15 protein-coding genes are annotated in these 13,833 nt (G+C 71.8%); 9 read left to right on the top strand and 6 right to left on the bottom strand.

All coding sequences use genetic code 11. The features are described 5' to 3' along the window. Positions 1-5 precede the first annotated feature (5 nt). Entirely contained in the window at positions 6-734 is a 729-nt protein-coding gene (locus ABZ342_RS15570) for a nucleotidyltransferase domain-containing protein (RefSeq protein WP_360473254.1), read from the top strand. Here ABZ342_RS15570 and ABZ342_RS15565 read toward each other — a convergent pair. Further along, positions 695-2,002, bottom strand: a complete 1,308-nt coding sequence (locus ABZ342_RS15565) for a 6-phospho-beta-glucosidase (RefSeq protein ID WP_360473252.1) — start codon at positions 2,000-2,002, stop codon at positions 695-697. The genes ABZ342_RS15570 and ABZ342_RS15565 overlap by 40 nt on opposite strands. After that, positions 1,999-2,742 (bottom strand): DeoR/GlpR family DNA-binding transcription regulator, encoded by a 744-nt coding sequence (locus ABZ342_RS15560; RefSeq protein ID WP_155544686.1) that lies wholly within the window; start codon positions 2,740-2,742, stop codon positions 1,999-2,001. The genes ABZ342_RS15565 and ABZ342_RS15560 overlap by 4 nt, the downstream gene beginning before the upstream one ends. Positions 2,743-2,855: 113 nt before the next feature. On the opposite strand from ABZ342_RS15560, the gene ABZ342_RS15555 reads away from it, so the two are divergent. From ABZ342_RS15555 to ABZ342_RS15535, 5 genes are all read left to right on the top strand, one after another. Beyond that, on the top strand, positions 2,856-3,884 hold the full coding sequence (locus ABZ342_RS15555; protein WP_360473250.1) for a PfkB family carbohydrate kinase: 1,029 nt from the start codon (positions 2,856-2,858) through the stop codon (positions 3,882-3,884). Continuing rightward, positions 3,884-4,606, top strand: coding sequence for a heavy metal-binding domain-containing protein (locus ABZ342_RS15550; RefSeq protein WP_360473248.1), 723 nt, complete (start codon positions 3,884-3,886; stop codon positions 4,604-4,606). Before ABZ342_RS15555 ends, ABZ342_RS15550 begins: the two co-directional genes overlap by 1 nt. Before the next feature lie 387 nt (positions 4,607-4,993). Then, positions 4,994-5,791, top strand: a complete 798-nt coding sequence (locus ABZ342_RS15545; RefSeq protein WP_360473246.1) for a heavy metal-binding domain-containing protein — start codon at positions 4,994-4,996, stop codon at positions 5,789-5,791. 9 nt (positions 5,792-5,800) lie between these two features. After that, on the top strand, positions 5,801-6,619 hold the full coding sequence (locus tag ABZ342_RS15540) for a heavy metal-binding domain-containing protein (RefSeq protein ID WP_230862648.1): 819 nt from the start codon (positions 5,801-5,803) through the stop codon (positions 6,617-6,619). After that, positions 6,619-7,020: a hypothetical protein gene (locus tag ABZ342_RS15535; protein ID WP_360473243.1), complete on the top strand. Its 402-nt coding sequence runs from the start codon at positions 6,619-6,621 to the stop codon at positions 7,018-7,020. The genes ABZ342_RS15540 and ABZ342_RS15535 overlap by 1 nt, the downstream gene beginning before the upstream one ends. Here ABZ342_RS15535 and ABZ342_RS15530 read toward each other — a convergent pair. Together ABZ342_RS15530 and ABZ342_RS15525 are read right to left on the bottom strand one after the other, a co-directional pair. Beyond that, positions 7,017-9,083: a PQQ-dependent sugar dehydrogenase gene (locus tag ABZ342_RS15530; RefSeq protein ID WP_360473241.1), complete on the bottom strand. Its 2,067-nt coding sequence runs from the start codon at positions 9,081-9,083 to the stop codon at positions 7,017-7,019. The genes ABZ342_RS15535 and ABZ342_RS15530 overlap by 4 nt on opposite strands. Positions 9,084-9,368: 285 nt before the next feature. After that, the gene (locus ABZ342_RS15525; protein WP_360473239.1) at positions 9,369-10,223 is read right to left on the bottom strand and encodes an alpha/beta hydrolase; all 855 of its coding nucleotides are present in this window, start codon (positions 10,221-10,223) and stop codon (positions 9,369-9,371) included. A gap of 102 nt (positions 10,224-10,325) precedes the next feature. On the opposite strand from ABZ342_RS15525, the gene ABZ342_RS15520 reads away from it, so the two are divergent. Continuing rightward, positions 10,326-10,889, top strand: a complete 564-nt coding sequence (locus tag ABZ342_RS15520) for a CGNR zinc finger domain-containing protein (protein WP_360473237.1) — start codon at positions 10,326-10,328, stop codon at positions 10,887-10,889. A 136-nt stretch (positions 10,890-11,025) separates the two neighbouring features. On the opposite strand, the gene ABZ342_RS15515 is transcribed toward ABZ342_RS15520, so the two are convergent. Then, positions 11,026-11,862: an oxidoreductase gene (locus tag ABZ342_RS15515; protein ID WP_360473235.1), complete on the bottom strand. Its 837-nt coding sequence runs from the start codon at positions 11,860-11,862 to the stop codon at positions 11,026-11,028. Positions 11,863-11,974: 112 nt separating this feature from the next. Here ABZ342_RS15515 and ABZ342_RS15510 point away from each other — a divergent pair, with 112 nt between their 5' ends. Further along, the gene (locus tag ABZ342_RS15510) at positions 11,975-12,535 is read left to right on the top strand and encodes a TetR family transcriptional regulator (RefSeq protein WP_360473233.1); all 561 of its coding nucleotides are present in this window, start codon (positions 11,975-11,977) and stop codon (positions 12,533-12,535) included. Positions 12,536-12,607: 72 nt separating this feature from the next. After that, complete coding sequence (locus ABZ342_RS15505) at positions 12,608-13,015, top strand: VOC family protein (protein WP_360473231.1); 408 nt, start codon at positions 12,608-12,610, stop codon at positions 13,013-13,015. Between the two features lie 44 nt (positions 13,016-13,059). On the opposite strand, the gene ABZ342_RS15500 is transcribed toward ABZ342_RS15505, so the two are convergent. Continuing rightward, a complete protein-coding gene (locus tag ABZ342_RS15500; RefSeq protein ID WP_360473229.1) occupies positions 13,060-13,815 on the bottom strand; it encodes an SDR family oxidoreductase in 756 nt (251 codons plus the stop codon). Between the last annotated feature and the right edge of the window lie 18 nt (positions 13,816-13,833).

Below are 13,833 nucleotides of genomic sequence, written 5' to 3'. Positions count from 1 at the left end.
GGATCATGTTCACCCCGGGGGATCGGAACCTGCTCCGCGAAGCCCTGGTCGAGGCGGCCCGGTCGGACGAGCGCGTCACCGGCGCCGCGCTCACCGGCTCCGCCGCGCTCGACGCCGAAGACGAGTGGTCGGACATCGACCTCGCCTTCGCGATCGCCGGCGAGACCGAGCCGGTGCTCGCGGACTTCACCGCGCGGATGTACCGCGAACACGGTGCGGTGCACCACCTGGACGTCGTGTTCGAGCGGACCGTGTTCCGCGTGTTCCTGCTGGCGGACACGTTGCAGGTCGATCTGGCGTTCTGGCCGGAAGCGGACTTCGGCGCGACGACGCCGAAGTTCCGGCTGCTGTTCGGGACGCCGCGGGACCGCCCGCAGTCGTCACCGCCGGACGCGCGGCGGCTGGCCGACCTGGCCTGGCTGCACGCCCTGCACGCGCGGTCGAGCATCGAACGCGGCCGCGGCTGGCAGGCCGAGTACATGATCGGCCGCGTCCGGGAGTACGCCCTGGGCCTGGCCTGCCTGCGCCACGACGTCCCGGCGGTCGAAGGCCGCGGCCTCGACCAGCTGCCCGCTGACGTCACCAAGCCTTTCGAAGCGACGCTCGTCCGCGGGCTCGACGACCTCAGGACGCCGTTCCACGCCGTCACGGAACTGCTCGTCGGCGAGATCGAGCTGGTCGACGCCGACCTGGCTCAGCGCTTGGCGCCCCTGCTGCGCGAGCTGGCCAGGTAACCGAGTTCCGGGTGCGCGGCGGCGTAGGCGTCGAGCAGCCGCCGCGCGACGGAGACCGAGTCGACCAGCGGGTGCAGCGCGAACGCCCGCAACGCCGCCTCGCGCGAACCCGTCGTCGCCGCTTCGATCGTCGCCCGCTCGACGGCTTTGACCGCCGTCATCAGGCCCAGTGCGTGGCCGGGCAAGGGCTCGGCGGCCAGCGGCCGGGCGCCGTTCGCGTCGACGACGCACGGCACTTCGACGACGGCGTCCCCGGGCACGCCAGGAAGCGCGGATCCGTTGCGGACGTTGAGGATCAGCGTCGTGCGTTCGCCGTACGCGATGGCCCGCATCAACGCGCACGCGACCTTTTCGTAGCCGCCGCCTTCGAGATCCTCACGCTCACCTTCGCGCGTCTCGGCCATGTACGTCGCTTCGCGCTCCAAGCGCGTGCGTTCCCATGAAGCCAGCGAAGGTTCCGCGTAGAAGCCGCGTTGCTGCTCCAGCAACTGGGCCCCGCGCGACTGCGGGCTCACGGCCTCACGCGCGAAGTAGTAATAGTGCAGGTACTCGTTCGGCAGGGCGCCGAGAGCGCGCAGCCAGTCCGCGCCGAAGAGCTTGCCCTCCTCGAACGACTCCAGCGCGCCGGCGTCGGCGAGCAGCCGCGGCAGGACGTCCTCGCCACCGACGCGGACCGCGCGCAGCCAGCCGAGGTGGTTGAGCCCGGTGTAGTCGAACCACGCCGTCGCCGGGTCGATCTTCAAGGCCCGCGCGACGCGGCGGCACAGCCCCACCGGCGAGTCGCAGATGCCGATCACCCGCTCGCCGAGGTGCGCGGCCATCGCCTCGGTGACCATCCCGGCGGGGTTGGTGAAGTTGATGACCCACGCTTCCGGGGCCAGCTCCTTGATCTTTCGCGCGAGATCGACGGCGACGGGGACCGTCCGCAGCCCGTAGGCGATCCCACCCGCGCCGACGGTTTCCTGGCCCAGCACGCCTTCCGCGTGCGCGATCTGCTCGTCGAGCCGTCGGCCGCGCAGCCCGCCGACCCGGATGGCGGAGAAGACGAAGTCCACATCGGACAGTGCGGCGGCGAGATCGGTGGTGGTCCGCACCCGCGGCGCGGTCTTCGCCCCGGCGGCCTGCTCCGCCAGCACGCGTTCGATCGCGGCCAGGCGCCCGGCGTCGACGTCGTGCAGGACCAGCTCGGTGACCCCGCCGCCGGCCAGCAGCGCGCCGTGCACGAGCGGCACGCGGAACCCGCCACCGCCGAGGATCGCGAGCCTCATCGCAGCACCTCGACGCCCGCTTCGCGCAACGCCGAACAGGTCGGCTCGTCGGCCCCGGTGGTGGTGACGACGACATCGAGCGCGTCCGGCCCGCAGACCCGGGCCAGGCCGGTACCGGGGAACTTGCCGGCGTCGGCGAGCAGCACCACGCGATCGCCGGCGGCGACCATCGCGCGCTTGACCGGCACCTCGACGACCGTCGAGTCCATGACGTGCCCGTCGCAGCGGACGCCGCTGGTGCCGAGGAAGACGGTGTCGGCGCGCACCTGGCGCAGCGCGTCCTCGGTCAGGAATCCCACCATCGAGTGATAGCTGCGCCGCACGACGCCACCGAGGAGGACGAGCTGGACGTCGTCGGCGTCCTTCAGTTCGTCGTAGACGGCGAGGCTGCTGGTGATCACGGTCAGCGCGCGGTCGCGCAGGTGCCGCGCCAGCCGGTGCGCGGTGGTGCCGATGTCGAGGAGCAGGGTGTCGCCGTCGGCGACCAGGCCGGCCGCGCGCCGCGCGACGGCGTCCTTCTCCCCGGCCCGTTCGGCGGCCACGCGCGCGAACGGCTCGTCGTCTGCCGCCATCGCGCCGCCGTAGACGCGAGTCAACCGGCCCTCGCGGTCGAGCCGCACCAGGTCGCGGCGCACGGTCGCCTGGCTGACGCCGAGCCGCTCGGCCAGCACGCCGACCGGCGCGGGCCCCTCCGCGCGGAGAGCCCGCAGGATCAGCTCGTGACGACGCTGGGGCAGCATGCCGGGACGATAGCAGTCAAACTCGCTCACCAGGCGATCGAGTTTGCGCGTCTCTTGCGCATTCCGCGCACCTGAAGCACGCTCGTGCGCATCCTCGATTCCGGGAGGTGCCCGTGCCGGCCGAGTCCGTACCCGACATCGATGTCTTCCTGTCCGGCCTGCTGTTCTTCGACCTGGTCTTCACCGGGCTGGAAGGACCGCCGGAACCGGGCACGGAGGTGTGGACGGGCGGCATGGGCTCGGGGCCGGGCGGCATCGCGAACTTCGCGGTGGCGCTGAGCCGCCTGGGCCTGCGGACGTCGCTGGCGGCGGCGTTCGGCACCGACGTCTACGGGCGCTACTGCTGGGACGTGCTTTCGCGGCAGGAGCACATCGACCTTTCGCGGTCACGGCGGTTCCCGGAGTGGCACTCCCCCGTGACCGTCTCACTCGCCTACGCCGGTGACCGGGCGATGGTCACGCACGGCCACCCGCCGCCCGTCCCGGTCGCCGAGCTGGCCGGCTCGCCGCCGCCGAGCCGCGCGACCGTCGCGCACATCGGCCTCGACACGGCCGACTGGGTCCACACCGCGCACCAGGCCGGGAGTCTCGTGTTCGCCGACGTCGGCTGGGACCCGTCGGAGGCGTGGTCGGCGGCGCTGCTCGAGCAGCTGGCGTGCTGCCACGCGTTCCTGCCCAACGACGTCGAGGCGATGCGCTACACCCGCACGGACACCCCGGAAGCGGCCTTGGCGGCGCTCGCCGACCTGGTGCCGGTCGCGGTGATCACCCGCGGCGCGGCGGGCGTGCTCGCGGTCGACGGAACGACGGGCGAGACGGCGGACATCCCGGCCCTGCCGGTGAACGTGCTCGACGCGACCGGCGCGGGCGACGTGTTCGGCGCGGGGTTCGTCGCGGCGACCCTCACCGGCTGGCCGCTGGCGGACCGACTCCGGTTCGCGGGCCTCACGGCCGGCCTGTCGGTCCAGCACTTCGGCGGCGCGCTGGCCGCACCGGGCTGGCACGAAATCGCGGAGTGGCACGCGCGGAACCGGCGCCCGGACTACGCGTTCCTCGACGACGTGCTGCCCGCCGAAACGATCGCCGAGACGTCCCGCCGGGGCCCGGTGACCCTCGGCTTCGGCGACGACAGCTGGCGCTAGTGCACCCCCGCGCCGGCCGCTACACGGCGTCGGGCCTGCGGACGTCGCTGCTGTCGGTGCCGGGGACGGTCGGCGCGGAGGCGGTCGGGCTGCGACCGATCGGCGAGGTGATGGGCTGCGTGGTTTCGCGGCACGAGGACGTGACCTCGGGCCTGCGCCACGGCTACGCGACGGCGCTGGACCGCCTGCGCGAGGAAGCCGGCGCGCTGGGCGCGGACGGCGTCCTGTCGATCGCCTGCACGGTGACGAGGGTGAGCAAGGCGGTCCACGAGTTCGTCGTCCTCGGCACGGCGGTGCGCGCGGTCCGCGGGGTCCGCGGGGTCCGTCCGTTCACGACGGGACTGTCCGGTCCGGACGTGGCGAAGCTGGTCCTGGCGGGCTGGATCCCGGTGACGCTGGCGATCGGCATCGCCAGCGCGACGGCGTACGACATCGCGATGACGGACCGGCCGGGCACCGAGGCACCGGTGCCGACCTCGCTGGTGACACGGGTCCGAGCGGGCGCGCGGGCGGAGTTCCTGGAGTCGGTGCGCGAATCGGGAGCGGACGGCGGGCTGGTGTCGTCGACGACGTTGCGAGCGTGGGCACTGGGCCACACGGGAGCAACGGCGGTGGCCAGCGTGTTCGGCACGGCGGTGGCCCGGTTCGGCGAGGGTCCGCCGCCGACCGCGGCGCTTCCGGTGCTGCCGCTGGACGGGAAGCCGCCTCGCGCAGGTTGGTGAGGCCTTGCAGGCGCTGGGCGCGGTCGTGCGCAGGGTCGGTCACGCCCTCGCGGCCGCCGGGCAGCCACGCGCACAGGTTCACGAGCACCCCGCGGCCACCAGGCAGCCGCGCACAGGTTCGCGAGCGTCTCGCGGGTTGCCGGGCAGCCACGCGCAGGGTCGCGAGCACCCCGCGGCCGCCGGGCAGCCACGCGCAGGGGCGCGAGCGCCCCGCGACCGCCCGGGCGGCGCGGCAGCTCAGGCGTGCCCGCGCCGCCGCCCCCGGGCCTCGCGCCGTCGCGCGATCGGACCTTCCGGACATACCCCGTTGATCACCCCGCGCCCGGCGACTGCCCGCGCGGATCCGTGCCACGATGGGAGCGAGAGCCGGTCGAAGGAGGTCAGCCAGTGCCCGAGTGGGACGGTCGTGGCCTGCCGCCGGTTGCGCGGGCTCGTGTCGAGCGCTATGCCGCGTCCGGGCTGAAGACCTCCCTGCTGAGCGTGCCCGGGGCCGTCGGTGTCGAAGTGGCCGGCTTCACCCCCGTCGGCGAGGTCATGGGCTGCGTCGTGCAGCAGGTCGGCTGGACCGGGCCGGCCGCGTGGGCCGCCGACCAGGTCAAGCTGCTCTCGGACATGCTGCGCCAGGGCTACGCGACCGCGCTCGACCGGCTCGGGCAGGAAGCCACCGCCCTCGGCGCCGACGGCGTCCTCGGTATCAAGGTCACCATCACCGCGCTCGACGACGTCATGCAGGAGTTCACCGCCCTCGGCACGGCCGTCCGCGCCGAAACCACCCAGCGGCCGCGGCGCCTGTTCACGACCGAGCTGCCGGGCCAGGACGTCGGCAAGCTGATGCAGGCGGGCTGGGTGCCGGTGCGGATGGCGGTCGGCGTCGCCGGCCGCGCACGGTTCGACTACAACATGCAGTACCAGGTCAACGTGCTCGCGGGGAACACCGAAGTCGACGCGCCGACGCAGGTCGTCACCGACGTCCGAGGCGCGGCGCGGGCGGAGTTCGCCCGCGCGATCCGCGACTGCGGCGCCGACGGCGGCATCGTCTCGGGCATGACGCTGCGGACGTGGCCGGTGCAGGAAGTCGCGGTGGCCGGCATCGCCACCGTGACCGGCACCGCGATCGCCCGCTTCCACGAAGGCCGCGCCGCCCCGACCAGCGCGCTCAAGATCCTGCCGTTGAACCGTTCCTGAGGAGGCTTCGTGACCACCGCGGACCCCGCCGCGCAGCACATCCCCGAGGATGCGATGCGCCGGCTCGCCGAGATGCGGCCGGGCCAGAAGACCAGCCTGTTCACGTCCGACCTGAGCGTCAACGAGTTCCTCCTCGTGCGCGAAGCCGGGTTCCGGCCGCTCGGGCTCGTGCTCGGCTCGAGCATCTACCACGTCGGGTTCCAGATGGGACGGTGGAGCAAGAACCAGGAGATGGACCGGCTTTCGCAGGCGATGTACCACGCCCGCGAGCTCGCGATGTCCCGGATGGAAGCGGAGGCGGACGTCCTCGGCGCCGACGGGATCGTCGCGGTCCGCCTGGAGATCGAGTTCAAGGAGTTCGGCAGCGACCTCGCCGAGTTCATCGCCGTCGGCACCGCGGTGAAGGCCGACGAACCCGGCGAATGGCGCAACAACACCGGGAAGCCGTTCACCTCGGACCTGTCCGGACAGGACTTCTGGACGCTGGTGCAGGCCGGTTACGCGCCGCTGGGCATGGTGATGGGCACGTGCGTCTACCACATCGCGCACCAGCGGTTCCGGCAGATGATGGGCAACATCGGCCAGAACGTCGAGATCCCGCAGTACACGGAGGCGTTGTACGACGCGCGTGAGCTCGCGATGTCGCGGATGCAGGCGGAAGCCGAGCAGCTGGAAGCGGAAGGCATCGTCGGCGTGCAACTGCTGTCGCTGCCGCACCGCTGGGGCGGCCACACGACGGAGTTCTTCGCGATCGGCACGGCGGTGAAGCCGTTGCGCGACGACCACCACATCGCCAAGCCGCAGCTCGTGCTGCCCCTGACCGACTGATGGGCGGCGAACTGGACTTCCACCTGGTGGCGGCGGCCCTGCGCACGGACCGCGCGGACGTCGAGTCCTACCACCGCGTCCTGTCCGACACGCTGGGCAGCGCGCTGCCGCCGGGCATGGTCGAGGTCGAGCGGCGGCGCACGTTCGCCGACCGCGTCGCGGGACGCGACGGCCAGGCTGTCGCGGTGCGGGTCCGGACGCCGGACCGGGTTCTGGTGCTGAGCACGGGCAAGCACGGCGGGGTCGCGGCGGAGATCCACCAGGTGGTGCGCGGAGTGGTGATCAGCCGGAAGGAAGCGGCGGTCGACGACTGGCTAGCCGCGCTGGCGCAGGAGTTGACGGCGTTGGCGGCGAAGGACGCGAGAGCGCGGGATGCGCTCTCGCGTCTCCTCGGCGGTTAACCGACCGTCACGCGCAGGATCTTGTTGTGGCTGTTGTGCGGTGTGCTGTCCTTGTCACCGTCCACGCTGGTCGCCAGCCACATCTGGCCGTCCGGAGCCGGCTCCACCGTGCGGAGCCTGCCGTACGTCCCGTTGAAGAACGTCTGGAAGTTCGTCAGCGAGCTGCCGCTGATCACCGCGCGGTAGAGCCGCGTGCCGCGCTGGCACGCCACGTACAGCGCGTCGTGGATGATCGTGATGCCGCTGCACGAACCCTGCGCCACCGGGTACGTCTTCTTCGGGGCGATGAACCCGGCGGTGCCGCACGAACCCGACGTTCCCTCACACGACGGCCAACCGTAGTTGCCGCCCTTGACGATCAGGTTCGTCTCGTCCATGACGCTGTTGCCGAACTCCTGCTCCCACAGCCGGCCCTGTGAGTCGAAGGCGAGGCCCTGGACGTTGCGGTGCCCGTAGCTCCACACCGCGTTGTGGAACGGGTTGTCGGCCGGGATCGAGCCGTCCGGGTTGATGCGCAGCACCTTTCCGTTGGGGCTGCTGGTGTTCGACGCGTTGGCGCCGTTCTGCGCGTCACCGGTGCCGGCGAACAGGTAGCGGCCGTCCGGGCTGAACCGCAGCCGGCCGCCGTTGTGGAACTTGTTGCGCGCGATGCCGGTCAGCAGGATCTGCTCGGTGCTCGTGGTCAGCGAGTCGGCGGCCGGGTCGTACTTGATCCGGACGATCCGGTTGTCGTTCGGCGACGTGTGCATGATGTAGAGCCAGTGGTCGGAGGCGAACGAAGCCGGGTTGATCTCCAGCCCGGTCAGGCCGCCTTCGCCGTCGGTGCTCTGGACGTTCGGCACGGTGCCGATCGTCTTCTTCGCCCCGGTCTTGGGGTTCAGGTGGACGATCGCGTGCGCGTCGCGCTGGTTGTAGAGGATCGTGCCGTCCGGCAGGGTGACCAGGCCCCACACGACGTCGTCATCGGTCCCGACCTGGGTGGCACCGCAGACCCCCTGCGACGGCGAGCAGCTCGATCCGCCGGTGGTCGTGACGTCCAGGACCGGCGTGCTCGGGTCGCTCTGGTTGCCGTTGCCGTCGACGGCCCGCACCTGCAGGTGGTAGGCGGTGTTCGGGGTCAGGCCGCCGAGGGTCGTGCTCGCCGTGTCGGACGTGCCGATCTGCGTACCGGAGTTGAAGATCCGGTAACCGGTGACGCCGTTTTCGTCGGTCGACGCGGTCCACGCCAGGCCGATCGACGTGCTGTTGACCGCGGTGGTGTGCACGTTCGCCGGCACCGACGGCGGCGTGTGGTCGTCGGACGGCGGCGTCTTCACGGACAGGGTGCCGCTGGCCTGCGAGACGTTCCCGGCCGCGTCGCGCGCGTTGACGTAGAAGCCGTAGGTGCCGTTCGGGCTCAGGTTGCCGCAGGTCGCGGTGAGAGCGCCGGTCGTGCTGGCGCAGAGCTGACCGTCGCGGTAGACGTCGTAGCCCGCGACACCCTTGTCGTCGGTCGCCGCGGTCCACGAGATGGTCGCGCTGGTGGGCGTGACGCTGTCGAGGGTGGGCGTGCCGGGCGGCGACGGCGGCACGACGTCCCCGGTCGAGCCGTAGACGCCGAACTCCTGCAGCGAGTAGCCCTTCGACGCGTCGGTGCGGCAGCGTTTCGTGCCGTACACCCGCACGTAGCGGCCGGTGCCGTCGAGCGAGGTCAGGTCTTCGACACCGCCCTTTCCCGTGGTGGTCGAGTAGATCCGCGTCCACGTGGCGTGGTCGGCGGAGGTGTCGATCTCGTAGGCCGTCGCGCACGAGGCGTCCCACTGCAGCCGCACGCGGCTGACGTGCGCCGCCGCGCCGAGGTCGACGTAGATCCACTGCGGATCGACGCCGGCCGCGCTGGCCCAGCGGGTGGCCGAGTCGCCGTCGACGGCGGCCGGCGCCGGGCAGCACCCGCCCGCCGACGACGCCGTCACCGGTTTTCCCTGGGACAGCAAGGTGTCGGCGGCCTGCACCGGCCCCGCCGTGCTGATCGTCCCGGCGACGAGCGCGACCACGATCGCCCCCACCCGAATCCGTCTGGTCATCCGTCCTCCACGCTTCCGGTGCGGAGGGTCGACGATTCGGCACGCCTCCGCGGAACACCGTCCGGCCGCCGAGGCTCCGATCCGCTGCGCGCCCGGTCCCGTCGGCGAACGACCCGTCGGCACAGGCAGAGGCGGATGCCTGACGACGACGGCGGGGTTCTCCGGGACCGGGACCGACCTGGAGCCAGGGCGATCTCGGGACGACCCTACGAGCGGGACGCCGGACCGGTCAACCGGCGCCGCGCCGGTGTCCCGCTCACCGAACCCGTTGAGGGAGAACGGATTTCACGGCGTCACCACCCTTCCGAGGAATCCGCGGACATACCCGGCGATGGCGTCGAGGTGCGTTTCGAGCGCGAAGTGGCCCGAGTCGAGCAGGTGGATCTCGGCGTCGGGCAGGTCGCGGGCGTAGGCGCGGGCGCCGTCGGCGATGAAGATCCCGTCGTTGCCGCCCCAGACGGCCAGCAGCGGGACCTGGCTGGTCCGGAAGTACTCGTGGAACTTCGGGTACAGCCCGATGTTGTGGTGGTAGTCCGCGAGCAACGCCATCTGGATTTCGGCGCCGCCGGGCCGGTCGAGCAGGGCCTGGTCGTGGACCCAGACGTCCGGGCTGACCAGCGCCGGGTCGGGCACGCCGTCGAGATACTGCGCCTTGGTGGCTTCGAGGCTGACCATGCCGCGCAGGTCCTCGTCGGTCAGCGTGCCGGCGGCGAGGCGCTGCGGCAGCCCGGCCCCCAGGCCGTCGACGTAGGCGTTGCCGTTCTGCGTGACGATCGCGGTGACCCGCTCCGGGTTCCCGGCCGCGATCCGCAGGCCGACCGGGGCGCCGAAGTCCTGGATGTAGAGCGCGAAGCGGTCCAGGCCGATCTCGTCGAGCAGGCCGAGGGTGAGCTCGGCGAGGGCGTCGAAGGTGTAGGCGAACTCGCCGACCGGCGGCGCGTCGGACGCGCCCGCGCCCAGGTAGTCGGGCGCGACGACGTGGTAGCGGTCGGCCAGCGCCGGGATGAGGTGCCGGTACATGTGCGAGCTGGTCGGAAACCCGTGGAGCAGCACGATCGTGGGCGCGTCGGCGGGCCCGGCCTCCCGGTAGAACAGCCGGCGCCCGGCAACGGTGGCAAAGCGGTGATACACGGCGACCATCGGTCTCTCCTCACGTCTCATGTTTACTTGCTCATTTATCCATGAGACGACGTAGACTGTCAACGGATCTGGACAATGAGGGCCGAACTTCGGGAGGCGAACGTGGTCACTGCGGCACCCGGCGAGGAGCGCTCCCCCGCGCTGGCGCTGGTCAACACCCGCCGGCTCGGCGCCGGCGGCGAGGTCGACGACCTGGCCGAGCCGCCCGCGGCCGCGTCGTGGCTGGGCCTCCCCCCGGCCACCTCACTCGACGCGGAAGACCTGAGCCGCGTCACGGACCTCCGCGCGGCCGTCCGCGAACTGCTGGCCGCCCTGGCCGAAGACCGCGCACCGTCCACCGGCGCGGTGGAGACGGTGAACGCGGCGGCCAGCGCCGACGCCGCGGCGCCCCAGCTCACCTGGCCGTCGGGGCCCCACCGCGAGTGGCACAGCACCAGCCCGGGCACCCTTTCGGCGGCTTTGGCCGCCCTGGCCCGCGACGCGATCGAGGTGGTCACCGGCGACCTCGGCCCCCTGGTGCGCCCGTGCGAGGCCCACGGCTGCGTACGGTTCTTCTTCCGCGAGCACGCCCGCCGCCGTTGGTGCTCGACAACCTGCGGCGACCGCGTCCGCGCGGCCCGTCACCAGCGACTGGTGGTCGAGCAACGGGAGTCAGCCCAGGGGTGAGGTCAGCTCACCGGCGCGCTCGGCAAGGTCCTGCCCGGCTCGACGCGTGGCCGAAGAGCCGCGACTCGCCTACCCCGGCGCCGTTCCCCAGTGCGCCCAGTCAGCTCCCATCGCCCTCCCGGTCCGCGCCGGTCGCTCAGTTCGCGGCGAACCCCGCGGACCGGCTCACCTCGGCCCATTCCTCCACCTCGGCTCCCCGCGCGCGGTCCGACCGTTGCACCGCTTCGACCGCGTCCGCGCCGAGCAACAGGCGCAGCGGCGGCGCGTCCAGCCGGACCACGTCGGCGAGGATGCGGGCTCCGCGAGCCGGGTCGCCCGCCTGCTTGCCGTCGGTCGCGTCGCGGAGGCGGTGCATCTCACCGACCGAGGCGTCGTACTCCGGGCGGACCGGTGCGCGCTCCATCGAGACGCCCTGCCAGTCCGTGCGGAACGCGCCCGGCTCGACGATCGTGACCTTGACGCCGAACGGCTTCACCTCGGCGTTGAGCACCTCGGAGAATCCCTCCACGGCGAACTTCGCCGCCTGGTAGGCACCCAGCCCCGGCGAGCCGCCGACCCGGCCGCCGACCGAGGAGAACTGCAGGAAGTGCCCCGAGCCCTGCTCGCGGAACACCGGCAGCGCCGCGCGCGTGACGTTGACGACGCCGAAGAAGTTGGCCTCCACCTGGGCTCGGAAGTCGTCCTCCGGCATGTCCTCGATCGGCGCGCTGTTCGCGTAGCCGGCGTTGTTGGCCACGACGTCGAGCCCGCCGAACTCGCGCACCGCGAAGGCGACGGCCTCTCGCGCGGCCGCGGGGTCGGTGACGTCCAGCGCGAACACCCGGACGTTGTCACCGTGTTCGGCCACCAGATCTTTCAGCTGCTCCGGCCGGCGCGCGGTGGCGACCACCCGGTCACCGTCCTCGAGCGCGACCCGGGCCAGCTCCCGCCCGAACCCCCGGGAACTGCCGGTGATCAGCCAAGTCCTGCTCATGACGCTCTTCTCCTCGTTCGCTCGAACCGGCTAACCAACCGGTTGGTTGCTTCCAGGAAACACCGGCTGAGCGAGTTTGTCAACCAACCAGTTAGTTGCTATATTGGCCGGCATGAGAGATGCGGCGGAGACGAAGCGGCGACTCCTCGCCGCCGCCACGGAGGAGTTCGCGGAACGGGGCATCGCGGGCGCCCGCGTGGACCGGATCGCGGACGCCGCCGGCTGCAACAAGGCGATGCTCTACAAGTACTTCATCAACAAGGACAGCTTGTTCGACACGGTCTTCGGCGAGTCGGTCGCCAAGTTCGTCATGGAAGTCCCGGTCGACGCCGACGACCTGCCGGGCTACGCCGGGAAGCTCTTCGACCGGTACGAAGAGCAGCCGGAAACGCTGCGGCTGGCGGTCTGGCACCGGCTGGAGCGCCCCGACGGCAAGTGGGTCACGGAGATCGTGCTGGCCAACGAGATCCGGCTGTTCGACCTGCAACGAGCCCAGGACGAAGGGAGACTGTCCAAGCACTACACACCCATGGAGTTGCTGGTGCTGATCCAGTCGATCTCGACGGCGTGGGCGACGACCAATTCGGAACTCGGCGTGCGCAACACCCTCTCCCGCGAGCAACGGCGCGAGCTCGTGGTGGACGCGGTGCGGCGGCTGATCGCGGAGGATTGACGAGCGGTACGCGAACACCCCGGGCACGGGTAGCGTGTGCTCCGCCTGGTTTGGCCGACGGAAGGACGCGCGATGGAGTGGACGCTCGAAGTGGTCGTGGTGCCGGTGTCCGATGTGGACCGGGCGAAGGCCTTCTACGCGGACCAGGTCGGATTCACCCTCGACCACGACGTGACGCCCGCCGAGGGCGTCCGCATCGTGCAGCTGACCCCACCGGGGTCGGGCTGCTCGGTGGTGTTCGGCCGCGGCGCGGTGCCCGACATGCCGCCGGGGTCGCTGAAGGGCCTCCAGCTGGTGGTCAACGACCTGCCGAAGGCGCACGCGATGCTCACCGAGCGCGGCGTCGAGGTCAGCGAGATCCAGGTCCACGGCATGGGCACCTGGGACGGAGAAGCGGACCTGAACAACGTGGGTTTCGTGCACTTCGCCGACCCGGACGGCAACGCATGGACGGTGCAGCAGATCACGGCACGCCGATGAGCGCGGGCTGACGACCGGCCCTCCCCGGCTCACCGCGACCCTCGCTAGTCCACCAGGGCGCCGCAGCTTATGTTGACCGTTGAGGCCGTCATCGTCCTTGCCCGGTCCGATGCCACGAACGCCGCCACCGCGCCCACGTCGGCCAATGTCGCCGCCTGGCCGAGCATTGTCTTGCCCGCGATGTTCCGCTCCAGCTCCTCGCGGCCCCGGAACTCCGCCGGGAGGGTCTCCGGGATTCCGCCCGTTCGGAGCGTCACCGTCCGTACCCCCTGCGGCCCCAGCTCGGCCGCCAGCTGGCGGCGCATCGCCTCGAGCGCGTGGAACGCCACCTGGAGCCCACCCACCGCGAACTCTCGGACCGGTTCGCCCGCGCCACCGAAGAACAAGATCGCTCCGGACCCCTGCTTCACCATCTGGCGGGCCGCCGCTCGGGCCGTCAGGAACTGGGTTCTGACCGCCGTCAGGACCGGGCGCTCGTAGTCCGCCAGTGCCATGTCGATCAGGGGCGTGCCCTGGACGTCGCCATGAGCGATGAGGTTGAACGAGATGTCCAGGCCGCCCTCGGCCGCGACCGCGGACGCGTGGTCGTCGACCGCCCGCTCGTCCAGGGCGTCCACCTCCGCCACCTCGGCCGAGCCGCCCTCCGCGCGGATGTGCGAAGCGACCTCCTCCAGCCGTGCGCGGGTGCGGCCCGCGAGGAAGACTCGAGCGCCTTCCGCCGCGAAAGCCGTGGCCACGGCCGCGCCGATGCGACCTCCGCCGCCGTACACGACCGCGTTCTTGCCGGCGAGCAACGTCATGGGTCCCTCCGAGGTCCG

Source organism: Amycolatopsis sp. NPDC005961, from assembly GCF_040629235.1.
GTDB classification, from domain to species: Bacteria; Actinomycetota; Actinomycetes; order Mycobacteriales; family Pseudonocardiaceae; genus Amycolatopsis; species Amycolatopsis camponoti.
Note: the sequence above shows the minus strand (reverse complement) of the source record. Positions and strands in the feature narration are given on the sequence as shown.

Excerpts from the sequence above, each read along its gene's own strand:
- ABZ342_RS15510 (WP_360473233.1), top strand. The coding sequence starts at position 11,975 with ATGAGAGATGCGGCGGAGACGAAGCGGCGACTCCTCGCCGCCGCCACG.
- ABZ342_RS15500 (WP_360473229.1), bottom strand. The coding sequence starts at position 13,815 with ATGACGTTGCTCGCCGGCAAGAACGCGGTCGTGTACGGCGGCGGAGGT.
- ABZ342_RS15560 (WP_155544686.1), bottom strand. The coding sequence starts at position 2,742 with ATGCTGCCCCAGCGTCGTCACGAGCTGATCCTGCGGGCTCTCCGCGCG.
- ABZ342_RS15565 (WP_360473252.1), bottom strand. The coding sequence starts at position 2,002 with ATGAGGCTCGCGATCCTCGGCGGTGGCGGGTTCCGCGTGCCGCTCGTG.
- ABZ342_RS15570 (WP_360473254.1), top strand. The coding sequence starts at position 6 with ATGTTCACCCCGGGGGATCGGAACCTGCTCCGCGAAGCCCTGGTCGAG.
- ABZ342_RS15505 (WP_360473231.1), top strand. The coding sequence starts at position 12,608 with ATGGAGTGGACGCTCGAAGTGGTCGTGGTGCCGGTGTCCGATGTGGAC.
- ABZ342_RS15515 (WP_360473235.1), bottom strand. The coding sequence starts at position 11,862 with ATGAGCAGGACTTGGCTGATCACCGGCAGTTCCCGGGGGTTCGGGCGG.
- ABZ342_RS15530 (WP_360473241.1), bottom strand. The coding sequence starts at position 9,083 with ATGACCAGACGGATTCGGGTGGGGGCGATCGTGGTCGCGCTCGTCGCC.
- ABZ342_RS15535 (WP_360473243.1), top strand. The coding sequence starts at position 6,619 with ATGGGCGGCGAACTGGACTTCCACCTGGTGGCGGCGGCCCTGCGCACG.
- ABZ342_RS15525 (WP_360473239.1), bottom strand. The coding sequence starts at position 10,223 with ATGGTCGCCGTGTATCACCGCTTTGCCACCGTTGCCGGGCGCCGGCTG.